This window comes from Acidovorax temperans, from assembly GCF_006716905.1.
In the GTDB taxonomy this organism is placed as follows: Bacteria; Pseudomonadota; Gammaproteobacteria; order Burkholderiales; family Burkholderiaceae_C; genus Acidovorax; species Acidovorax temperans.
Genome location: NZ_VFPV01000001.1, coordinates 451,019 through 472,169, shown reverse-complemented (window position 1 = coordinate 472,169; position 21,151 = coordinate 451,019). Strand labels below are relative to the sequence as shown.

Genomic DNA, 21,151 nt, shown 5'->3' with positions numbered 1-21,151 from the left:
AACGATAAGGAGCCATTGATGAGCGACGCAGTCACGACCGCCCCCGGCACGCCGCCGATCATCCGCGTGGAAGGAGTCAACAAGTGGTACGACAGCTTCCAGGTGCTCACCGACATCAACCTGTCGGTGCGGCCCGGTGAGCGCATCGTGATCTGCGGGCCATCGGGCTCGGGCAAGTCCACGCTGATTCGCTGCATCAACCGGCTGGAGACGGTGCAAAAGGGCCGTATCGAGGTCGATGGCATTGACCTGACCGCCGGCGGCAAGAACGTGGATGCCGTGCGCGCCGAAGTGGGCATGGTGTTCCAGCAGTTCAACCTGTTCCCGCACCTGACCATTCTGGAAAACTGCACGCTGGCCCCCATGCGTTCACGCGGCATGAGCAAGGCGCAGGCCGAAGAAGTGGCCATGAAGTACCTGACCCGCGTTCGCATCCCCGAGCAGGCGCACAAGCACCCCAGCCAGCTGTCGGGCGGGCAGCAGCAGCGCGTGGCCATTGCGCGTGCGCTGTGCATGGCGCCCAAGGTGATGCTGTTTGACGAGCCCACTTCGGCGCTGGACCCCGAGATGGTCAAGGAAGTGCTGGACACCATGATCAGCTTGGCCGAAGACGGCATGACCATGCTGTGCGTGACACACGAGATGGGCTTTGCTCGCAGCGTGGCCGACCGGGTGATCTTCATGGCCGACGGCAAGATCCTGGAGCAGGCTCCGCCTCAGCAGTTCTTCAGCCAGCCGCAGCACGACAAGACGCGGCAGTTCCTGGGCCAGATCCTGACTTCCCACCACGCACATTGAGACCTGGCAGGTCGTGCGCGGTTGATAGCCTGCGCCCCGTGGGGGCGCGGCGTGAAAGAAACACATGAAGGTATTGATTTCTCTGTCCTCCTTCGGCGCGGCCGAAACCGGCCGCCACGGCCAGCTGTGGTGCACCGACCTGGCCCAGCAAGCGGGCGCGGATGGCGTGGAGGTGCGTGGCGAGCTGCTGCGCGATGCGGCCACCGAGCTGCCCGCGCTGGCGGGTCGGGCGGCGGTGTACTCCAGCCCCGAAGGCCTGTGGACCCCGCAGGGCGCGCTGGACGAAGCAGCCCTGGCGCGCGGCGTGCAGGCTGCGCAGGTGTTGCGCGCGCCGCGCCTGAAGATGTCGATTGGCGGCTTTAGCTCTTCGTCGCATGCCTCGCTGCATCGCCTCAAGGCCCTGCTGCAGGCCGCCCCGCAGGTGGAGCTGGTGATCGAGAACGACCAGACCGCCACTGCCGGTACGCTGGCCGCGATGCAGGCTTTTTTTGCGGCCCAGGCACAGGCGGGGCTCGACCTGGGCATGACCTTTGACATGGGCAACTGGCACTGGCAGGGCGAATGCCCGCTGCAGGCCGCGCAGGCCTTGGCACCCTATGTGCGCTATGTGCACTGCAAGGGCGTGCAGCGCCTGCCCGCCAAGTGGGTGGCGGTGCCGCTGGCCGATTCGGTGGCGCCATGGCGCGCCGTGTTGCGCGCTTTGCCTGCCGATGTGCCGCATGCCATTGAATACCCGCTGGTGGGTGACGACCTGGTGGCCGTCACGCGCGAGCAGGTGGCCTTTATCCGCGCTGCACGGGAGGCTGCATGACCGCCCCGGCTTTTGACGTTGCATTGTTTGGCGAGGCCATGCTGCTGCTGGTGGCCAACGAGCCCGGCCCGCTGGAGAACGCCACCGGCTTCCACAAGCGCACAGCCGGGGCCGAGACCAATGTGGCCATTGGCCTCGCGCGCCTGGGCCTGAAGGTAGGCTGGGCCAGCCGCCTGGGCACCGATTCGATGGGCCGCGCGCTGCTGGCTGCCATGCAGGGCGAAGGCATTGATTGCTCGCACGTGGTGTGCGATGCCACACAGCGCACGGGCTTCCAGTTCAAGGAGCGCGTGACCGATGGCCGCGACCCGCAGGTGGAATACCACCGCAAGGGCTCTGCCGCCAGCCAGATGGGGCCCGCCGATGTGGACGAGCCCTGGCTGCGGTCCGCGCGCCACCTGCATGCCACGGGCGTGTTTGCCGCCATCTCTGACACCAGCCTGCAGGCGGCCATCCGCACGCTGGAGGTGATGCGCGCCGCGGGCCGCACCATCTCGTTCGACCCCAACCTGCGCCCCACGCTGTGGTCGTCGCCCGAGACCATGCGCCACTGGATCAACACCCTGGCCACCTATGCCGACTGGGTGCTGCCGGGCATGGAAGAGGGCGTTTTTTTGACCGGTGAAACCACCCCTGAGGGTGTGGCACGCTTTTACCGCGAGCGGGGCGCCAAGCTGGTGGTGGTCAAGCTTGGCCCCGAGGGCGCTTACTACGACAGCGATGTGGCCGGCACCGGCCGCGTGCCCGGCGTGCCCGTGGCGCAGGTGGTAGACACCGTGGGCGCGGGCGACGGCTTTGCGGTGGGCGTGATCAGCGCGCTGCTGGAAGGCCTGCCCGTGCCCGCCGCCGTGCGCCGTGGCGCCTGGATTGGTGCGCGCGCCGTGCAAGTGCTAGGCGACACCGAGGGGCTGCCTACCCGCGCGCAACTGCAGGAGGCGGGTCTGTGAGCCTGGCGCCATCTTCAGCAGACAGCACCACAAGCCCAGCGCGCAAGCAGGTGCTGGTGTTTCGCGAGCTGCCACCCGACCAGCTCGCGCGGTTGACTGCAGTGCACGACGTGACCGTGGCCGACCCGCGCAAGCCCGATGAGCGAGCGCGGTTCGATGCCGCGCTGGCGCAGGCGCACGGGCTCATTGGCTCCAGCTTTCCCATCGATGCCGCCGTGCTGGGGTGTGCGCACCGGCTGCAGGTGGTGTCCAGCATTTCGGTGGGCGTGGACAACTACGCGCTGGACGTGCTCCAGACGCGCGGCATCATGCTGTGCCACACCCCCGGGGTGCTCGACGAAACGGTGGCAGACTCGGTGTTTGCCCTCCTCATGGCCACCAGCCGCAGGCTGGTGGAGCTGTCGCAGTTGGTGCGCGAGGGCCGGTGGACCAAGAACATTGGAGAAGACCTGTTTGGCAGCGATGTGCATGGCAAGACGCTGGGCCTGCTCGGATTTGGCCGCATTGGCCAGGCCGTGGCGCGCCGCGCCGCACTGGGGTTTGGCATGCCCGTGATGTACCACGCCCGCCGCCCGGTGGACTTGGCCACCCAAGCCCCTGAATTGCAGGGCAAGGCCATCCACACGCCGCTGCCCGCGTTGCTGGCGCATTCTGACTTTGTGGTGGCCATGTTGCCCTTGTCCGACAGCACGCGGGGCATGGTCAACGCCGAACTGTTTGCGGCCATGAAGCCTGGCGCCATCTTCATCAACGGCGGCCGGGGTGCCACCGTGGTGGAGCAAGACCTGCTGCACGCGCTGGACCACGGCCCCCTGCGCGCAGCGGGGCTCGATGTATTTGCCACCGAGCCGTTGCCACTGGCGTCGCCCCTGCGCACCCACCCGCGCGTGACCCCGCTGCCGCACATCGGCTCGGCCACGCACGACACGCGCCACGCCATGGCCGCGCTGGCCACCTCCAACCTGCTGCAGGCCCTGGCGGGCAAACGGCCCGCCGCCGTGTACAACCCCGTACCCGCATGAGCCCGCCGACACCCGCATCCTCCGCCACGCCCCGCGCCCGCCCCACCATCGCTGATGTGGCGGCCGAGGCCGGTGTGTCCAAGGCCACGGTGTCGCGCTACTTCAACCACCGTGAACGACTGCTCAGCCCCGACATTGCGGCGCGGGTCGAGGCCGCCATCGCCAAGCTGGCCTATGTGCCCAGCCCCATGGCCCAGGCGCTGAGCCATGGCCGTTCGCGGCTCATTGGTCTGGTGGTGGCCGACATCACCAACCCCTATTCAGTGGCCGTATTGCGCGGCGCCGAGAAAGCCTGCCAGGACGCGGGCTACCTGGTCATGCTGTTCAACCTGGGCAACGACCGCGAGCGCGAGCGTGCGGCCATCGACGCGTTGGCCAGCTACCAGGTAGATGGTTTCATCCTCAACACGCTGGGGCAGGGCGAGGGGCAGGCGGATGTGAACACCTTGCACGGCAAGCCCGCTGTGCTGGTGGACCGGCGCCACGCCGGGCTGGCGGCAGACTTCGTCTCGCTGGACAACCAGGGCGCCATGCGCGAAGCCTGTGCCCACCTGCAGCAGCAAGGCTGGCAGCGTCTGCTCTACATTACCCAGCCCTTGCTGGGCGTGAGTTCCCGCATCGAGCGCACGGAGGCCTTCCGTGCGCTGGTGTCCTCCAAGCGCTCGGCGGTGCGCGGTACGGTGCTGGAGCTGGCAGCCGAGCAGGGCGACGAGGTGCTGGACCAGGCACTCACCGATCTGCTGCGGCAGGCCCGGCCCGGCGAGCGCTGCGCGGTGGTGGCGGGCAATTCGGTGGTCACGCTGCGGGTGGCTGCAGCCGTCTCGCGCATGGGGTGGACGTTTGGGCAGCAGCTGGGCTTTGTGGGCTTTGACGACCCCGAATGGGCATCGCTGATCCGGCCCGGCCTGAGCGCGGTGGCACAGCCCACCGATGCGATCGGGCAATGCGCGGCGCAGTGCCTGCTTGAGCGTATTAGCGGTCTACAGGGGCCGGCGCGCGAGAGCCTGCTGCCTGGGTTGCTGGTGGTGCGCGGATCGTCGCTGGGGTCGGAAGCAGCCGTGTGAGCGCGCTATGAGGCACAAGGGCCTCGGTTATGCTCAGGGTCATCTCACCTTCAAGTTGCAGGGTGTTTTCCCCCTGCTTTCACCGTCCCAGGTATGCCCCGTGCCAACTTTTTCTTTGGACACTTCCTGCATTCGCGCCATCTCCATCGACCTGGACGACACCCTGTGGCCCATCTTGCCCACCATTGCCAAGGCCGAACAAGTGCTGCTGCACTGGCTGACCTTGCACGCACCGGCCACGGCCAGGCTGTTTGCCAACACCGAGGCGCTGCGCGCCATACGCAACCAGATGGTGGCCTTGCGGCCCGACCTGGTGCACGACTTGAGCGCCCTGCGGCTGGAGTCGATTCGCCTGGCGTTGCAGCAAGCGGGCGATGAACCCGCCCTGGCCGAACCTGCATTTGATGTGTTTTTTGACCAGCGCCAGCGGGTGGAACTGTTTGACGACGCGCACGACACGCTGGCGTTTCTGTCGGCCCGCTACCCGGTGGTCGCCGTGTCCAACGGCAACGCCGATGTGCACCGCGTGGGCATTGGCCACTATTTCAAGGCCAGCATCAGCGCCAAGGATTTTGGCGTGCCCAAGCCCGATGTGCGAATTTTTTACGCGGCGGCCCAGGCAGCCCAGGTGCAGCCCCACGAAGTGCTGCATGTGGGCGACGACGCCACAGCGGACGCCCAGGGCGCGTTGGCGGCCGGTATGCAGGCCGTGTGGCTGAACACCGCCGGGCACGACTGGCCGCACCCCGAGCGACCCCATGCCACGGTGGCAAGCCTCACGCACCTTTGCCGCCTGCTGGGCTGAAGGACTGGCTTGCGCTGTCCATTGTTTGAACGCCGATTGATTGACCCTAGCCCGAGACGCCCATGCCGAAAACGCCGATTCCCCTGCCGCAGGTACGCACCGTCGGACTCATGCAGCCCATGACCTGGTTGGTGCTTGCGTGGCGTGACATGGCCCGCTCGGGCTGGATCAGCTTTGCGCACGGCCTGGCCATCACCGCCTTTGGCGGGGCCATTCTGGCGGTGGCACACCACCGCTTCTGGCTGCTGGCGGGGGCTTTGTCCGGCTTTTTGGTGGTGGCGCCCGTGCTGGCCACGAGCCTGTATGCCCTCAGCCGGGCGCTGGAGCAGCGCCAGGAGGCCAACCTGGGGGTCGTGCTCAAGACCTGGTTGAACTGGCAAAACAGCCACTTCAACAAGTGGGGCAACGACTATTGGTGCATGGTGCAGTTTGGCGCGCTGCTGGCGCTGGCGGCCACGGGCTGGGTGATTACCTCTGCCGCCTTCATCACCTTGCTGGCGCCGGTGCCTGTGGAGACCCCTATGGACTTCATGCGCCATGTGGTGCTGGCCAACAACGGCTGGTTGTTTGAGCTGTGGCTGGGTTTGGGCAGCCTGCTGGCGGCGCCGATCTTCGCGTCGAGCGTGATTGCCATGCCGCTGCTGCTGGACCGGCGCGCTTCGCTGCGGGTGGCGGTGCTGACCAGCTGGCAAGTGGTGGTGGCCAACCCGCTGCCCATGGCGTTTTGGGCAGCTTTGATTCTGGGCTTCACCTTGCTGGGGCTGGGCTCCTTGCTGCTGGGGCTGATTTTTGTGATGCCGATGCTGGGCCACGCCAGCTGGCACGCCTATCGTGACCTGGTGGATGCATCCAGCCTGCCGCTGCGCGATGCGGCAGTGGCCACGGGGCAACGCAGTGGGGTGTCGTCGTGATTTTTGGTTTTACCGAGGCGCAGATTTCGGGCTTCTTCCTCACCTATGGCGTGGGGGCTTTCATCCTCTACATGCTGTTCATTATTGGGCAGCTGGCGTGGGAGTCCAAGGCGGGTCGCTTTGGCACCTTCGTGCTGTTTCTGGGGCTGGGGGTGGGCTTCCTGGGCTTTCTGGCCAAGGTGGTTATCCAGTGGTGGCTGGAGCGCTGACAAGCGCCCACCACCCCCTCGGTCATTCGCCGCACCGGGTGTCTCTGGCCCATTGCCATGTACCCGTCATGAGTGATCTGACAGAGTTTCTTACAATCCACAGCTTCTTGGTACACAGGGCGCGTTCGGCGCCCTTCATATGGAAATAGCAATACTGTTCGCTCTCATCTGCCTCAACGGTGTATTTGCCATGTCGGAAATCGCGCTGGTGACTGCGCGCAAGGCGCGGCTGCAGAAGTTGATTGATGAGGGCGACAACGGCGCTGCCGCCGCCGTCAAGCTGGGTGAAGACCCCACGCGATTCCTGTCCACGATCCAGATCGGTATCACCTCCATCGGTGTGCTGAACGGTATCGTGGGTGAGGCAGCTTTGGCTGCGCCTCTGGCCGAGTGGCTGACCGTGGTGGGGGTTCCATCGCCCTACGCTGGGTATGCCTCCACCGGTTTGGTGGTGGTGCTCATCACCTATTTCTCCATCGTGGTGGGCGAGTTGGTGCCCAAGCGCATCGGGCAGTCTCATCCCGAGACATTCGCCCGCCTGGTGGCGCGCCCCATCAATCTGCTGGCGGTTGCGACCAAGCCGTTTGTGCTGCTGCTGTCGGGCTCCACCCGCACGCTGCTGCGCTTGCTGGGTGTGAAAGAGACCAGCGGCAGCCCGGTGACGGAAGAAGAAATCCACGCCATGCTGGTCGAAGGCACGACGGCCGGGGTGATCGAGTCGCACGAGCACACCATGGTGCGCAACGTGTTCCGCCTAGACGATCGCCAGATTGGCTCCCTCATGGTTCCTCGTGGCGATGTGGTGTGTCTGGACCTGGATGCGCCTTTTGAAGAGAACCTGCGCCGCATCGAAGAATCTGACCACGCCCGCTTCCCGGTGGTGCGCGGTGGCATGGATCACCTGAAAGGCGTGCTCAATGCCCGCCAATGGTTGTCGCGCGCGCTGCGCGACCCCAAGCACACGCTGGAAGACCAGCCCTTGCAGACCGCACTGTATGTGCCTGAGACCATCACGGGCATGGAGCTGCTGGACAACTTCCGGCTGTCGGACGTGCACATGGCCTTTGTCATCGATGAGTACGGCGAAGTGCAGGGCATCGTCACGCTGCAAGACCTGATCGAGGCCATCACCGGCGAGTTCCAGCCCCGCGATCCAGAGACCTCCTGGGCTCTGCAGCGGGAAGATGGCAGCTGGCTGCTGGATGGGCACATTCCCGTGCCCGAGCTCAAGGATCGCCTCAACCTCGACTCCGTGCCAGAGGAAGAGCGCGGTCGCTACCACACCCTCAGCGGCATGGTCATGCTGCTCACCGGCCGTCTGCCCAAGGTTACGGACACCGTGCAGTGGGAGAACTGGAAGCTGGAAGTGGTGGACATGGATGGCAAGACCATCGACAAGGTGTTGGCAACCCGCCTCCCCAGCCCGGAAGACGCAGCGGCTGAAGCGCAGGAAGCGGGCGGCTGAGCACGGGCTTGGCTGCCAAGCGGCCAGCTAATTCAGGCCGTGCCTGTTTTCCAGAGCCGCAAGCCCAGCTCCCGCGCGAGCTGGCGGTATTCCTCCACACGGGCTTGCAGGTAGGTCTCCAAGGCGGCTCCGGTGAGCCGGTGAGGAGTCAATCCATGCACTTGGCACAGTGCCGCATAGCCGGGGTCTGCATGGGCCTGCGCGAAGGCTGCCGTCCAGGCCGACACCAGCGCGGGTGGCGTACCCATGGCCATGTAGACGCCCCGAACGGTGGGCCATACCAGAGGCGTGGCTTGCTCTGTGGCGGTGGGTACCTGGCTCAGTGCGCCAGGAAGTCGGGCGGGCGAGAGCACTGCCAGCAGCCGAAATTTCGAGCCATGGGCCTGTGCCTTCATGGCCTCGGCGGCGTCCCCGGTAAAGACGTTGATGTGCCCGCCTACCAGCGCCTTGATGGCCTCACCGCCCCCTTCAAAAGATACGAAGCGCATGTGGCGGGGGTCTTTGCCGGCATGGCGCACCAGCAGCGCGGCTTTCATCCAATCCTGGCTGCCCAGCGTGCCGCCAGCCCCAAACACCATCCGCTGGTTGCTGTCGCGCAGCGCTTGCATCAACTGCGAAAGTGTTTGAAAGGGGCTTTGGGGGTGTACAGCCACCACGCCGTAGTCAGTGCCCAGCGTGGCCACCCAGCGCACGGCGTCCAGCGGATGCGGGCCAAAACGGCCTTGGGCAATGTTCAGCAGCGAGCCGCTGGAGAAGGCCACCAGAGCGTGGCGAGAATCCAGCCGACCCGTGGCTGCCCGGTCAAAAGCCACGGCGCCAATGCCGCCTGGCAGGTAGCGGGTGCGCAGTGGCGCAAAGGCGGGGCGCACCTTGGCGATGGCCTGGGAGGCCAAGGTGCAGGTCAGATCAAAACCGCCACCCGGCTTGGAGGGTGCGATGCATTCGCTACCAGATAAATCCTGTGCGGTGGCATCTTGCGCCCACACCCAGTGCGGAGTCAGCGCCAGCGCGGCTGCGTGCAGTGCAACGCGGCGGGGCAGAACAGCGGATTCCGAAGTGCTTGGCATGGTGCTGGATGCAAGGTTTTCAGTAGCTGGCTCGCGGCGGATGCTGCTGCGTCGGCGATTATGTGGGCCCGGCTGTACCACCCTGGTGGGCGGCGGGCTTGGGCCACCACACCAGGGCCAACAGGCCTTGGCCACTTTCCCGGTTTTGCAGGCGTAACGCGCCCCCATGCCGTTGTGCGATGGACCGCGCAATTGACAACCCCAGGCCCGAGCCAGCCGTCTTCGCCTGCGGCCCGCGTTTGAAACGCTGGCCCAGGGTAGCCTGTTCCTGCTCGGTCAGTCCGGGTCCGTTGTCTTCCACGCTCAGGCTCCAGCCCAGCTCGTCCCCGGCTGCCGCCAGCGTGACGGTGCCCCCTGATGGGGTGTAGGCAATGGCGTTGGCTGCCAGATTGGTCAGCGCTTCGTGCATCAGGTGGGCATCGGCCACGGCCATGGCATGCGAGGGGGCGGGCGGCTGAATGCCAAAGTCGATCTGCTTGGCGCGTGCCTGGGGTAGCAGTTCCAGAGCGACCGTGCGCAGCAGGCTGGACAAGTCCAGGGGCGCGAAATCCAGGGCGGCTGTGTCGCTGCGCCCCAGGGCCAGCAATTGCTGCGTGCTGCGGGTGGCGCGGGCAATTTCGGTTCCCAGGGCTTGCAGTGTCTGCTGCACCAGGTCGCCGTTGGGCTCTCGCCGTGCATAGTCCACCTGCATCTGCAAAGTGGTCAGGTGGGTGCGCAACTGGTGCGATGCGTCGTCCAGAAATTCTCTTTGCTGCGTGATGAGCGCCTGGTTGCGTGCCATGTGCTGGTTGACGGCGGACACCAGGGGGCGGATGTCTGCGGGCAGATCCTGTGGCGGGATAGGCGTCATATCTTCCGGGCTGCGGTCTTGCACGCCTTGCGCCAAACGTGCCAGCGGGCGCAAGGCCAGCGCCAGGGTTCCGGCAGCACCTAGCACCATCAGCACCAGGATCAGTCCATCCCGCAGGGCTGCGCGGCGCACAAAGCGCAGGGTGAAGTCGCGGCGCGATTGGGTGCTTTCACCCACTTGCACGATGACGCTGGTATTCGACTGCCCCGGGCTGGTTCCGTTCAGACTCGCATCTGCCGAAATGGGGCGCTGGTAAGCCACCAGGCGCAAGGACTCTCCAAAATACCGGGCGTCGTAAAAACGCGGAACACCTGGCTCCAGCGGGCGGGGCGGTAAGGGCAGATCGGCATTGCCCAGCTCTACCAATGCATCGGACGTAGCTACCCGGAAGTACACCGATCCGCTGGCTGTCAGCTCAAAGAACTCCAGCATGCTGTAGGGCAGCTCGGCCGTGAGCCCGCCCGATGCGGTGGAGATGCCCGCGTCGATGGCCTTGAGCGCCCCCACCAGCGAGCGGTCATACGCCGCGTTGGCTGCCTCCAGCGCATCGTGCCGTGTCATCCAGAGTTCCAGCGCCGTTACCAGCACCAGCAGGGGCAGCAGCACGATGGCCAGGCGCTGCCACAGGCGCAGGCCGGAGAGCGTGGATGGCCATGTGCTGCGCCACAGCGCCATCAATTGCACTCCAGTGCGTAGCCCAACCCGCGCAGGGTGGTGATGCGTACGTCGCTGCCTTCCAGACGCTTGCGCAGCCGGTGCACAAACACTTCCACTGCTTCGGGGTGAACGTCTTCGTCGTCAGAGAACACCCGATCCAGTATTTGCTGTTTGGAAAAGGGCTCGCCGCTGCGTTGCACCAGCACCCGCAGCACTGCCAGTTCGCGCGGGGACAAGGCCAGTGGCGCGCCTTGCAGTGTGAACTGCTTGCGCTGGCCGTCATAAACCAGCGAGCCGCAGGCCAGCCGGGGGTGTTCGTTGCCCCGTGCGCGTCGCACCAGGGCGTGCAGGCGTGCCTCCAGCTCCGCCAGCTCGAAAGGTTTGGCCAGAAAGTCGTCTGCGCCGGCGTTGAGTAGGCGCACCCGCTCGTCCAGCGAATCACGCGCCGTCAGAATCAGCGCGGGAAGGCGTTGGTCGCGTTCGCGCAGCCGTTGCAACACGCCATGGCCGTCCAGCCCCGGCAGGCCCAGGTCCAGCACCAAGGCGTCGTGGTCGGCATGTTGCAGGGCCCGATCGGCCATCAGCCCGTCGCTTACCCATTCGACCTGGATGCCGGCGTGCTCCAGCGCCCGGCTGAGCCAGGTTCCCAGGCTGTGTTCGTCTTCTGCCAAAAGGATGCGCATGATGGGGCGATGCTAATGCGGGATAGACGGCCTGAGGGTAGGCTCGGCAACGTCCACAGCCATTCAAGCCTGCGGTGCAGGCCAGGAGGAGGGGCAGGCGCAGTCTGTGGTGTGCTCAGTCGGGCTTGACCTTGGCGCGCAGCAATACCTTCTTCCAGCGTTCCTGCTCTGCGGCGATGAACTGGGCGAACTGCGCAGGCGTACCCCCAATGGCCTCGGCTGCGTCGGCGTTGAGCCGTTCCAGCGAGGCGGGGGCTTTGACGGCCTTCATGGTTTCGACCGAGAGCTTTTCGAGGTTGGCTGCGGGCATGTTGGCCGGGGCGAGCATGCCGTACCACTGGGTCATTTCAAAGCCAGGAAAGCCTTGCTCGGCCACGGTGGGCACGTCGGGCAATTGCGGCAGGCGCTTGGCCGAGCCGGTGGCAATGCAGCGCACCTTGCCCGACTTGATGAAAGGCAGCATCGCGGCTGCACCCACGGCTGAGGCCTCAAGGCGGCCCGAGAGCAGGTCGGTCATCATGGGGCCGGTGCCACGGTAGGGCACGTGCAACAGGAACAGGTCGGCAGTCATCTTGAGGTATTCAAACGCCAGGTGCCCCGCGCTGCCATTGCCGGCAGAGCCGTAGCTGAACCTGCCGGGGCTTTTCTTGGCGTAGGCGATGAATTCCTTGAGGTTCTTGACCGGCACATCGGGGTGCACCACATACAGGCTGGGCACCTTGGCCAGCAGGCTCACCGGCTTGAAGTCCTTGTTGGCATCGTAGGGCAGCTTGTCGAAGATGAAGGGATTGACCGCCAGCGTGCCGATGTGCCCCAGGATCAAGGTGTGCTGGTCTTCGGCGCGTGCCACTTCCGACATCGCGATGTTGCCAGCAGCCCCTGGCTTGTTGTCCACAAAAACGCTTTGACCCAGGGTCTTTGACAGTTCGGCGGCCGTGGATCGAGCCACGATTTCTGAGCTGCCCCCTGGTGCAAACGGCACCACAAAACGCACTGATTTGCTGGGCCAGGCGGCTTGGGCTGCTGCGCTGGCAGGCAAAAGCCCTCCCAGAGCGAGCGCGGAACCTGCGCTGAGCAGGTGGCGGCGTGCAGGGTTGAAGGTGGGGGGAAGTTCAAACATGGCGATGTCTCCTCGTTCTGGTCAGTGATTCATAGGCCTGGTTGCCTTGAAGCATCGTGCCGAGTGACAGCTTTCGGAATGCTGTCAGTGTGGCATGGTCGCACTGACACAGGCTTGTATTTGTTGCCCTTGCTACCCGGCAGCCCATGGCTTCACAGCGCGCTGTCAGGCATCTGGGGTGCCTGCCCGCACGACCCGGTTGCGTCCGGTGTTCTTGGCCTGGTAAAGCGCCGCGTCGGAACTGGCCAAGGTCGATGCCGAGTCTGGCAAGACCGGACACAAGCCCACGCTCATGGTGACTCGGATGGTCTGGCCGTCATCGCTTGCGATGGTGCTTTGCTCCAAGGCCATGCGCAGACGCTCGGCGATGGCGTGGCCTTGCTCCACCGTGGTGTTGGGCAACAGCACCGCAAACTCCTCGCCACCCAGTCGCCCAGCCATGTCTTCCTTGCGCAGCAGATTCCCGCGCAACAAGTTGGCCAGATGAACCAATACCTTGTCGCCCGTGGCGTGTCCCCAGGTGTCATTGACGCGCTTGAAGTGGTCCAGGTCCAGCATCAGGAAGGCCGCGGGAGGCGCACCGTGGGCGATATGGGTGATCTCGGCTTCGAGGCGGGCCATGAAAGCGCGCCGGTTGGTCAGGCCCGTCAGGGTGTCGGTGGTGGCCAGCCGCTCCTCGCGGCGGCGGCGCTCGGTGATGTCTTGCGCCAGCCACAACCTGCCCAGGTCATCGCCTCGGGCGGTGCGTATCTGCACCATGTCGATCCGCACGGTGGTGCCTTGTGCCAGTGCCACTTCGTAAGTCGCGTTGTTACCCATGGTGTACAGCTGCTCTGTGGGGGGCAGCGCATCCAAAACCTCGGACGGAACCATGGCACGCAACTTGTTTCGATCACAACCCACCAGCTCTTCTGAGGGCGTGCTGACGCCAAAAAGATCACACAGGGCCTGGTTCAGCACCACGGCGGTGCCAACTTGGTTTTGTACCAGCACCCCTCCAGGGAAGTGCCGAATCACCTCCATCAAGTGCGCCTGGGCTGTTGCCAAGGCCTCTTCGGTCTCGCGCCGCTCGGTGGTGTCCACCAGGGTCCAAATCACGTCGCCCTCTGGCTGCTGCGGATCCAGGGGGGTGCCTCTGATCGAAAACCAGCGAAGGGCGCCTGTGGCAGTGCGCATGAGGTATTCCACCTCCACGCCACCTTGCTCCCGCACGGCATCCACGTACGGTAGAAATTGCGTGAACGCTGCTTCGTGCCGGTGCAGGACGCTCAGGCTTTTGCCTTGCAGGGGCAGTCCGTCCTGCGAGAAGGTCTCCACGGCTCTGTGGTTGGCCAGCGCAATGATGCGCTCGGGGGTCGAGATAAGCAGGGCTGCGGCGGCATTGTCGAGCAGTGCTTGCCGAAGGTGTGTTTCCTGCTTGCGGGGGGTGATGTCGGTCTGGGTGCCGATCACCAGCCCGGCAATTTCTGTGTCGTCGGGCGCAACTTGCCCTCGGATTTCCATCCACCGCCATGTGCCTTGCTGGGTGAGCAGGCGTGTTTCCATGTCGAAGGGCTCGCCCAGGGCAATCTGGCGTTGCAGCGTGGTAAGCACCCGGTGGCGGTCATCAGGGTGCACATACTCTTGCCATGTCTGAAAGCTCAACTTTTGGGGAAGCACTTCGTAGCCCAGCATCTGGTGGCAACGCTGGTCCATCTCGATGATGCCGGTGCGGGTGTCCCATTCCCACAAGTCGTCCTGCGCGGCGGCCATGGTCAGGCGCAGCCGCGCTTCGCTGCGACGCAGTGCTTCCATCACGGAGTGTTGTTCAGTCACGTCGTGGATGTACCCGTGCCACAACGTGGACCCATCAGCTTCGCGCTCAGGCTTGGCCTGGCCGGCCAACCACCGGATTTGGCCGTTGGGCAGCACTTGGCGCCATTCGTGGCTCCACAGTTCCAGCGTGCGGGCTGACTCCAGGATGCTGGAGCGCAATGCTTCAAGATCCTCAGGATGGGCACTTGCAAATGCTTGGCGGGAATCCGTCTGCGCCAGCTCTGGGGTGATGCCGTAGATGTCGGCAATGCCAGGGCTCGCATACGGAAAGCAACTGCTTCCGTCAGGCCGCAACCTGAATTGGTACACCGTGCCAGGAACCTGCACCAGCAGTTTGGCCAGGCGTTGCTGTAGTTCCTGGCGCACCGCGTCGATCTCGTGCCGCTGCGTGACGTCAATATAAGTGCCGGTGATGCGTTGCGAAGACGGCTTACCCGCGCGGCGCACGATGCGTCCACGCACCTGCATCCAGATCCAATGGCCGTCCTGGTGGCGCAGCCGGGGCTCTGCCTCGAAGAATTCGGAGTCCCCGCGAACGTGAGCGTCGAGGGCATCACACCAGGCTGGCCAATCCTCAGGGTGGATCAACGCTTGGAGTTGCTCAGGGTTGGGGTGGTAGGCTTCCTTTGGCAACCCCAGCAGACGGACCCAGCGGCGGTCAAAAAAGAAATCTCCCGCAGGCGGGCTCCAATTCCATGTGCCCAGCTTACCCCCTTCCAGTGCCAGTCGGTAACGTTGCCTTTGGCGCTCGAGCCGTTCACGGTCCTGCTTTTGACGCTGGAAGAGCAGCGCAATCCAGCACGCCGCCAGCACAAACGCCAGCGTTCCCACGGCATTGCGCAGGCGGCTGTCGCGCACGGATTGGTACGTTCCCGCCATGGCCTGGTCGCGGCTGAGCCCGACGCTGACGCCAAGGGATAGTGCGCGAGTCGCTGCCAGGCGTAGAACCGGTGCACATCTTCAATAGGCGCGGCAACTTGGTATCGCCCACTGGTGCGCTCTGGGTAGCGCATAAATTCGCGGTCTGCGGGTACGTTCAGGGCCATTACCTCCTTTTGACCGTGGGAGCGCGCGAGATACGCCCCATCAGCACGCAGCAGCAGTGCTGCGTCGTTGCCCTGGGTGAATACATCGCGCAGGTTATTGGACAGGTAGTCCGGGTTGATGGAAAGCACCACCACGCCGCCAAAGCGGTTGCCTTGGCTGATAGGGTAAGACACTTGCACCGACCACTGCCTTGACACCCGGCCCAGTGTGGGGCGGCTAATGTAGAGGCGCTTTTCCGTCTCCAAGGTGTGGGCCTGGAAGTGGGGACGGTCTCCGATCGATGTGCCCAGCGTTGCGCTGTCGGGCGACAGCGACGAATACACGATGCGTCCACTGGAGTCTGCCACCGCGATTTGCAAAATACTGCCCGGCGGGAACGACGCAAGGGCGTCGGTCGCTGCCAACTGAAAGGTGTGCTGCGGGTCGTGTTCGTGCAGAACGGCCAGACTGCGCGCCAGGTATTCCAGCCCGCCCATCAATGTTTCCATTTGGGCCGCAAGGGTGCGCGCAATGTGCGTGGCACGCAGTTCGGTCTGTGTCTCCGCAAAGGTGGTTTGCTCTTGCTGTTGCGCGAGCAAAAGCCACCAGTAAGCGCCACAGGCAACGAGTACCGCGGCCAATGCGCCCGTCACCCTCCAGTGCATCCAGAACGTTTTCATCGGGTGCATCCTGACCGTGAACGGATGAGGGCTAAGAAGGCTCGTTTGTGGCAGGGCTTTGTCGCAAGCCCGGCGGGCTTGGCCCACAGTGCGGCCGAGACAGCTGGCAGGGAAACTGCAGGTACCGTTCGGGGTGAGGAGACTGCGGGGTAGGCGAAAAAACGCATTAATACCGACTTTATCGTTCTGTAGCAGATAGTTACTGATAAAGCGTCGGACCCTTTCCCGTAGAGGGCCCCGTTCGGTATCCAGATCGACGATTTTTGATGCGTATCAAGGTCGCTCTGGTCGGTTGGACTGCTTGCGACCGCGCCAGGATTAGCCCGCCAAGCGGGTCGTTTTCAGTGGCGCAGGCCTGTGATTTGCTGCGCTGCGTGCAGGCCGCTGCGGATGGCGCCTTCCAGCGTGGCTGGGTAGGGGCCTTCCGTGTAGTCGCCTGCGGCCCACAGGCCTGAGAGCACGCGATTTCCTGGACGGCGCAGCCTTGGGGTACAGGCAAAGGTTGCGCGTTTTTCCACCACGGTTTGGAGGGGGCGCAGGGTTTTGAGGCCCAGCTGTTCCTGGGCCTGGCGCACTACCTGATCCTCAAGCGTGGAACGGTCTTGCTCACTGACGCTGACCACAAAGGCCAGCAAACCGGCAGGCCCCCCCAGGTGCCCGCGGTCGAACACAAACTGTGCGGGTTGCTCGGGGCCTGGGCGCAAGGCCAGCATTGCCTGGTTCAGGGTATGGCGACTTTCCTCAGTGTGCCCAGACCCATTCGGGAGGCTTGTGGCAGAGGCCTGTGCGTACACCGTACCGATGGATGTGAACCGCAGTGCTTGGGTTACATGGATCCACTCGGCGGCTTCGCCTTGTTCGGTTTGGGAAAGGCTGCCGTGGGCCGCTTGCGCCAGGCGGGCGGCTTCCGTGCTGTGGGTGGCCAGCACCACCGAGTCAAAGCGTGTGCCGTCCACGTCCCAGCCATCAGCGGTGCGCGCCAGGCCCGCCACGCGTTGCCCCGTGTGCAGCGCCGCCCCCTGGGCTTGCAGCCACTGCGCGGCGGTATCGGGGAACAGCGCACCCAGGTCGGTGCGCGGCAGCAGCAGGTTCGAGCCACCGCGCCCGCTGAACAGGCTGTCGCGCAACACGCGCAAGAACACTTCCGCGCTGGCCTCGTGCGCCGGGGTGTTGAGTGCCGATACGCAAAGGGGCTCGATGAACTCCTGCAGCAGGCGCTGCGGCAGGCTTTCGCACAGCTGCGCTACCGACCAGCGCGCATCGCACCGGAAGCCCTTGAGCTGCCAGCTGGCGCAGGTGCGCAGCAACGCGACTTTGTCGGTCCAACTCCAGCCGCGTGCCCGCGCCACGCCCACCAGCGCATCCCAGGGGGGCGGCAGGTTGGGCAGTTCCAGGCCTCTGCGGTCGGCGTAGGTCAAGGTCAGGGGGAGGCGCAGCATGGCGCTGGGCACGTCCACGCCCACCGTGCGCATCAAGCGCAGGGTTTCGGTGTAGGCACCAATCAGGATGTGTTGCCCGTTGTCCAGCACGAGGGGCTGGCCTGCTGCATCCACGGTGTGCAGGGCCCGCGCCCGCCCGCCCAGGGTGCGAGCGGCTTCCATCACCGTGACGTGGTGGCCTGCCTGCGTCAACGCCACCGCTGCCGCCATGCCGGCCCAGCCGGCCCCCACCACCGCGACGCGCATCACATGCGCCCCAGGGCCTGGACCTTCCATGCCAGCCAGAACTTGCGCAGGGGCGTGAGGCGAATGCGCTGGTGCAGCACCTGGAAGTTGTCGTGTTCGATTTCGCGCAGCAGGGTGCGGTAGATGCTGGCCATCATGAGCCCAGGCTTTTGGGCGCGGCGGTCTGCGTCGGGCAATAGGGCCAGCGCCTCGTCGTACAGGCGGTGCGCTCGCTCGGCCTGAAAGCGCATGAGGGCGGTGAAACGGTCGGAATACGTGCGCTTCAGAATTTCGTGCGCCTTCACATCAAACTGCTGCAGCTCGCTGACGGGCAGGTAAATGCGGCCCAGCATGGCGTCTTCACCCACGTCGCGGATGATGTTGGTGAGCTGAAACGCCAGCCCCAGCGTGTGTGCGTATTGGGTGGTGCGCTCGTCGGTCTGGCCAAAAATGCGTGCAGCCACCTCGCCCACAATGCCTGCCACCAGGTGGCAATAGCCCTTGAGGCCTGCAAAGTCGAGGTAGCGGGTTTGCTCCAGGTCCATCTGGCAGCCGTCGATGACGGCCTGCAGATGGCGTTGCTCAATTCCGTAATCGCGGGTGTGCGGCATCAATGCCTGCATGACCGGGTGGGTTGGCTGGCCGCCGAAGGCCTTGGCCACTTCTGCATGCCACCAGGCCAGTTTGGTGCGGGCCACGCCGGGGTCAGACACTTCGTCCACCACGTCATCCACCTCGCGGCAAAACGCATAGAACGCGGTAATCGCTGCGCGCCGGGGCGCGGGCAGGAACAAGAAGGCGTAATAGAAGCTGCTGCCTGAGGCAACGGCTTTTTGTTGGACGTACTGTTCCGGAGTCATGGGGCGCGATTGTCCCACGCGCTGTGTGGCCCGCACCCGAGAATCTGCGCGCCAGGGGCTTTGCCCGGCCCCTGGCGAGGGCATGCGGGGTTTAGAACGCGATCTGCTCTACACCGATGTCGCTGGGGCGACGCAGCGCTTCTTTCATGAAGATGCTGATCGGCAGGGTGCCTTGTTCGGAGCTGAACCACTTTTTGTACAAGGCCGCCATCTCGCCGTTCTGGATCATGCGGCGGGTCACGCGGTCCACCAGCTCCTTGAACTTGGGGTCGTCCTTGCGCAGGCCAATGCTGTAGGGCTCCACAGAGAGGCGTTTTTCCAGGAAGTGGTAGTCATCCATGGACTTGCCCAGGCGGGTGAGCGGGATCCAGATGCCTGCGTCGTCTGCAAAGGCGGCATCGGCCTCGCCCTTGGCCAACGCGTTCACGGCGTCCAGAGTGCTTTCCACCAGCACGTAGTTGAACTTGCGGTTGAAGGTGCGCTCATTGGCGCGCAGCAGGTTTTCGTTCGTGGTCTTGCCCTGCACGGCGATTTTCTTGCCCTGCAGATCGTCCAGCGTTTTGATGTTGGAGCTTTTGCGCACCAAAAATGCCGAAGACGCCACAAAGATATGGTGGCTGAAAGCAATTTCCTTCTGCCGTGCTGCGGTGTTGGCTGTGCCGCCGCATTCCAGATCCACCATGTTGTTTTTCACGTCGGTGATGCGGTTCTTGCCGTCCACCAGCAGGTAATTCACGCGCAGGTCGGGGCGCTTCAGTTCTTTTTTGATCTCTTCAAAGATCTGCAGGCAGATGTCCACCGTGTAGCCCTGTACCTTGCCAGAGGCGCTGTCTTTGTACGAGAAGGGCAGTGATTTCTCGCGGTGGCCCAGACGCAGCTCTCTGGAACTGGCAATACGTGAAATGGTGTCTTGTGCAAGGGCTGGCACGGCGGCCAGGCTGAGGGCGGCCATCAAGGCCCACTGGCGCAGTTTGGAAGGGTTTGACATGCTTGAGCAGGGGGAAAGGTGGGTAAAAAGGACGTGCCTTTTGTGCGTTGCAGCATCCATCCCCCCACCGTGATTGCCTCAGGGCCTACCGTGCGCAAACTTGCTTGCGCACCGTCAGCATTCCACAACGTTCACGGCCAGCCCGCCGCGCGAGGTCTCCTTGTATTTGCTCTTCATGTCGGCGCCGGTCTGCATCATGGTTTTGATGACCTTGTCGAGCGACACCACATGCTGGCCATCGCCGTGCAGGGCCATGCGGGCGGCGTTGATTGCTTTGATGGCGCCCATGGCGTTGCGCTCAATGCAGGGTATTTGCACCTGCCCACCCACGGGGTCGCAGGTCATGCCCAGGTTGTGCTCCATGCCGATTTCTGCGGCGTTTTCCACCTGCTCGGGCGTGCCGCCCATCACAGCGGCGAGGGCACCCGCGGCCATGGAGCAGGCCACGCCCACCTCGCCCTGGCAGCCCACCTCGGCACCCGAAAGCGATGCGTTGACCTTGTAAATGATGCCGATGGCGCCCGCAGTGAGCAAAAAGGTGGCAATGCCCGCATCGTTCGCACCGGGCAGGAACCGCACGTAGTAGTGCAGCACTGCGGGGATGACCCCGGCGGCACCGTTGGTGGGTGCTGTGACCACGCGGCCGCCCGCCGCGTTTTCCTCGTTCACCGCCATGGCGTACAGGTTCACCCAGTCCAGCATCGATAGCGGGTCGCGCAGCGCGGCCTCGGGGTGGCTGCTCAGGTTGCGGTGCAGTTCGGCCGCGCGGCGGCGCACATGCATGGGGCCGGGCAGAGTGCCAGTGGCCGCGCAGCCGCGTTGCACGGCCCCAGCCATGGTCTGCCAGATGCGCAGCAGCTGGCGTTGCACTTCGTCGGCGCTGTGCCAGTGCTGCTCGTTGGCGGCAGTGACCTGGGCCATGCTCAAGCCCGTGGCGCGGCACTGCGCCAGAAGTTCTGCCCCGGTGCTGTAAGGGTAGGGCAGCCCCTGGCCATGGCCCTGGCTGCCGGAAGCAGCTGCTGCGCCGGGGTTGGTCACGCGCTGGCCTTGCTCGTCCACTACAAAGCCGCCGCCAATCGAGTAGTACTCGCGCACGGCGATTTCCTGGCCCTGCGCGTCAAAGGCACGAAAACACAGGCCGTTGGGGTGGCGGGGCAGGCTTTTGCGCCGCAGCAGCATGTGTTCCTTCTCGATCCAGGGAATGCTGTGTTCGCCCAGCAGCGGCAGGCGTTGGCTGCTGCGAATCTGGGCCACGGTGGGCGCGATCTGGTCGGGGTCGATGGTGTCAGGCTCGTGGCCTGCCAGGCCCAGCATCACAGCGGTGTCGGTGCCATGCCCTATACCCGTGGCGGACAGCGATCCAAACAGCTCGGCCACCACATGGTGCACTGCCGCCAGCCCCACGGTGGCTTGCAGGTGGCATGAGAACTGCCGCGCAGCAATCATGGGGCCCACGGTGTGGGAGCTGGAGGGGCCGATGCCAATTTTGAAAAGGTCGAAGACGCTGACGGACATGGTGGTGCGAGGCCGTGGTTCGGGTTGTGGTTCTGCCAAGGCTAGCGGCGCCGTGCTGCCGCCGCACGCGCGGAATCCCTGCCCCTCATGCCGGTGGCGGCAAGGCAGGCCAGGTTGGCTGGCGTGCTGGGTTGTCTGCCAATCATCAATGATGCTATTAAAAATGTAGCTGCTGGCGCTTTTGGATAAAGCGC

19 protein-coding genes are annotated in these 21,151 nt (G+C 64.7%); 9 read left to right on the top strand and 10 right to left on the bottom strand.

All coding sequences use genetic code 11. The annotated features are described in order from the left end of the window. Positions 1-18 precede the first annotated feature (18 nt). The 9 genes from BDD18_RS02325 (at position 19) to BDD18_RS02285 (ending at position 8,032) form a co-directional block, all read left to right on the top strand. Positions 19-798 carry an amino acid ABC transporter ATP-binding protein gene (locus tag BDD18_RS02325; protein ID WP_142081165.1) on the top strand — a complete coding sequence of 260 codons (780 nt, stop codon included), beginning with the start codon at positions 19-21 and terminating at the stop codon, positions 796-798. Positions 799-862: 64 nt separating this feature from the next. Further along, positions 863-1,609, top strand: coding sequence for a sugar phosphate isomerase/epimerase family protein (locus BDD18_RS02320; protein ID WP_066784162.1), 747 nt, complete (start codon positions 863-865; stop codon positions 1,607-1,609). After that, on the top strand, positions 1,606-2,556 hold the full coding sequence (locus BDD18_RS02315) for a sugar kinase (protein WP_142081163.1): 951 nt from the start codon (positions 1,606-1,608) through the stop codon (positions 2,554-2,556). Before BDD18_RS02320 ends, BDD18_RS02315 begins: the two co-directional genes overlap by 4 nt. Next, positions 2,553-3,578, top strand: coding sequence for a 2-hydroxyacid dehydrogenase (locus BDD18_RS02310; RefSeq protein ID WP_066696157.1), 1,026 nt, complete (start codon positions 2,553-2,555; stop codon positions 3,576-3,578). Before BDD18_RS02315 ends, BDD18_RS02310 begins: the two co-directional genes overlap by 4 nt. Continuing rightward, positions 3,575-4,642, top strand: a complete 1,068-nt coding sequence (locus BDD18_RS02305; RefSeq protein WP_142081161.1) for a LacI family DNA-binding transcriptional regulator — start codon at positions 3,575-3,577, stop codon at positions 4,640-4,642. The genes BDD18_RS02310 and BDD18_RS02305 overlap by 4 nt, the downstream gene beginning before the upstream one ends. Before the next feature lie 115 nt (positions 4,643-4,757). After that, positions 4,758-5,447: an HAD-IA family hydrolase gene (locus BDD18_RS02300; RefSeq protein WP_244938964.1), complete on the top strand. Its 690-nt coding sequence runs from the start codon at positions 4,758-4,760 to the stop codon at positions 5,445-5,447. Positions 5,448-5,509: 62 nt separating this feature from the next. Continuing rightward, entirely contained in the window at positions 5,510-6,358 is an 849-nt protein-coding gene (locus tag BDD18_RS02295; RefSeq protein WP_066690219.1) for a DUF2189 domain-containing protein, read from the top strand. Further along, on the top strand, positions 6,355-6,567 hold the full coding sequence (locus tag BDD18_RS02290; RefSeq protein WP_044402495.1) for a DUF2788 domain-containing protein: 213 nt from the start codon (positions 6,355-6,357) through the stop codon (positions 6,565-6,567). The genes BDD18_RS02295 and BDD18_RS02290 overlap by 4 nt, the downstream gene beginning before the upstream one ends. Positions 6,568-6,706: 139 nt before the next feature. Next, positions 6,707-8,032, top strand: a complete 1,326-nt coding sequence (locus BDD18_RS02285; RefSeq protein ID WP_066690217.1) for a hemolysin family protein — start codon at positions 6,707-6,709, stop codon at positions 8,030-8,032. A 32-nt stretch (positions 8,033-8,064) separates the two neighbouring features. Here BDD18_RS02285 and BDD18_RS02280 read toward each other — a convergent pair whose 3' ends face one another. The 10 genes from BDD18_RS02280 to BDD18_RS02240 all read right to left on the bottom strand — a co-directional run bounded on the left by BDD18_RS02280 (position 8,065) and on the right by BDD18_RS02240 (position 20,957). Next, positions 8,065-9,099 (bottom strand): tripartite tricarboxylate transporter substrate binding protein, encoded by a 1,035-nt coding sequence (locus tag BDD18_RS02280; protein ID WP_066690214.1) that lies wholly within the window; start codon positions 9,097-9,099, stop codon positions 8,065-8,067. A gap of 58 nt (positions 9,100-9,157) precedes the next feature. Continuing rightward, a complete protein-coding gene (locus BDD18_RS02275) occupies positions 9,158-10,624 on the bottom strand; it encodes a sensor histidine kinase (protein WP_142081159.1) in 1,467 nt (488 codons plus the stop codon). Further along, on the bottom strand, positions 10,624-11,289 hold the full coding sequence (locus tag BDD18_RS02270; protein ID WP_066690211.1) for a response regulator: 666 nt from the start codon (positions 11,287-11,289) through the stop codon (positions 10,624-10,626). Before BDD18_RS02270 ends, BDD18_RS02275 begins: the two co-directional genes overlap by 1 nt. 115 nt (positions 11,290-11,404) lie before the next feature. Then, positions 11,405-12,409: a Bug family tripartite tricarboxylate transporter substrate binding protein gene (locus BDD18_RS02265; RefSeq protein WP_142081157.1), complete on the bottom strand. Its 1,005-nt coding sequence runs from the start codon at positions 12,407-12,409 to the stop codon at positions 11,405-11,407. A gap of 165 nt (positions 12,410-12,574) precedes the next feature. Continuing rightward, complete coding sequence (locus BDD18_RS02260; protein WP_170207366.1) at positions 12,575-14,857, bottom strand: PAS domain-containing protein; 2,283 nt, start codon at positions 14,855-14,857, stop codon at positions 12,575-12,577. Further along, positions 14,809-15,930, bottom strand: coding sequence for a PDC sensor domain-containing protein (locus BDD18_RS22015; RefSeq protein ID WP_170207365.1), 1,122 nt, complete (start codon positions 15,928-15,930; stop codon positions 14,809-14,811). The genes BDD18_RS02260 and BDD18_RS22015 overlap by 49 nt, the downstream gene beginning before the upstream one ends. Before the next feature lie 341 nt (positions 15,931-16,271). After that, positions 16,272-17,615 (bottom strand): hydroxysqualene dehydroxylase HpnE, encoded by a 1,344-nt coding sequence (gene hpnE, locus BDD18_RS02255; protein ID WP_142082488.1) that lies wholly within the window; start codon positions 17,613-17,615, stop codon positions 16,272-16,274. Beyond that, on the bottom strand, positions 17,615-18,454 hold the full coding sequence (gene hpnD / locus BDD18_RS02250) for a presqualene diphosphate synthase HpnD (RefSeq protein ID WP_142081152.1): 840 nt from the start codon (positions 18,452-18,454) through the stop codon (positions 17,615-17,617). Before hpnD ends, hpnE begins: the two co-directional genes overlap by 1 nt. A gap of 91 nt (positions 18,455-18,545) precedes the next feature. Further along, positions 18,546-19,442, bottom strand: coding sequence for an amino acid ABC transporter substrate-binding protein (locus BDD18_RS02245; protein WP_142081150.1), 897 nt, complete (start codon positions 19,440-19,442; stop codon positions 18,546-18,548). A 114-nt stretch (positions 19,443-19,556) separates the two neighbouring features. After that, the gene (locus BDD18_RS02240; protein WP_142081146.1) at positions 19,557-20,957 is read right to left on the bottom strand and encodes an L-serine ammonia-lyase; all 1,401 of its coding nucleotides are present in this window, start codon (positions 20,955-20,957) and stop codon (positions 19,557-19,559) included. Between the last annotated feature and the right edge of the window lie 194 nt (positions 20,958-21,151).

Bases quoted from the DNA above. Each gene is read 5' to 3' on its own strand.
- BDD18_RS02285 (WP_066690217.1), top strand. From the start codon at position 6,707: ATGGAAATAGCAATACTGTTCGCTCTCATCTGCCTCAACGGTGTATTT.
- BDD18_RS02295 (WP_066690219.1), top strand. From the start codon at position 5,510: ATGCCGAAAACGCCGATTCCCCTGCCGCAGGTACGCACCGTCGGACTC.
- hpnE (WP_142082488.1), bottom strand. From the start codon at position 17,615: ATGCGCGTCGCGGTGGTGGGGGCCGGCTGGGCCGGCATGGCGGCAGCG.
- BDD18_RS02325 (WP_142081165.1), top strand. From the start codon at position 19: ATGAGCGACGCAGTCACGACCGCCCCCGGCACGCCGCCGATCATCCGC.
- BDD18_RS02320 (WP_066784162.1), top strand. From the start codon at position 863: ATGAAGGTATTGATTTCTCTGTCCTCCTTCGGCGCGGCCGAAACCGGC.
- BDD18_RS02240 (WP_142081146.1), bottom strand. From the start codon at position 20,957: ATGTCCGTCAGCGTCTTCGACCTTTTCAAAATTGGCATCGGCCCCTCC.
- BDD18_RS02280 (WP_066690214.1), bottom strand. From the start codon at position 9,099: ATGCCAAGCACTTCGGAATCCGCTGTTCTGCCCCGCCGCGTTGCACTG.
- hpnD (WP_142081152.1), bottom strand. From the start codon at position 18,454: ATGACTCCGGAACAGTACGTCCAACAAAAAGCCGTTGCCTCAGGCAGC.
- BDD18_RS02305 (WP_142081161.1), top strand. From the start codon at position 3,575: ATGAGCCCGCCGACACCCGCATCCTCCGCCACGCCCCGCGCCCGCCCC.
- BDD18_RS02315 (WP_142081163.1), top strand. From the start codon at position 1,606: ATGACCGCCCCGGCTTTTGACGTTGCATTGTTTGGCGAGGCCATGCTG.
- BDD18_RS02265 (WP_142081157.1), bottom strand. From the start codon at position 12,409: ATGTTTGAACTTCCCCCCACCTTCAACCCTGCACGCCGCCACCTGCTC.
- BDD18_RS02270 (WP_066690211.1), bottom strand. From the start codon at position 11,289: ATGCGCATCCTTTTGGCAGAAGACGAACACAGCCTGGGAACCTGGCTC.
- BDD18_RS02245 (WP_142081150.1), bottom strand. From the start codon at position 19,442: ATGTCAAACCCTTCCAAACTGCGCCAGTGGGCCTTGATGGCCGCCCTC.
- BDD18_RS02275 (WP_142081159.1), bottom strand. From the start codon at position 10,624: ATGGCGCTGTGGCGCAGCACATGGCCATCCACGCTCTCCGGCCTGCGC.
- BDD18_RS22015 (WP_170207365.1), bottom strand. From the start codon at position 15,930: ATGAAAACGTTCTGGATGCACTGGAGGGTGACGGGCGCATTGGCCGCG.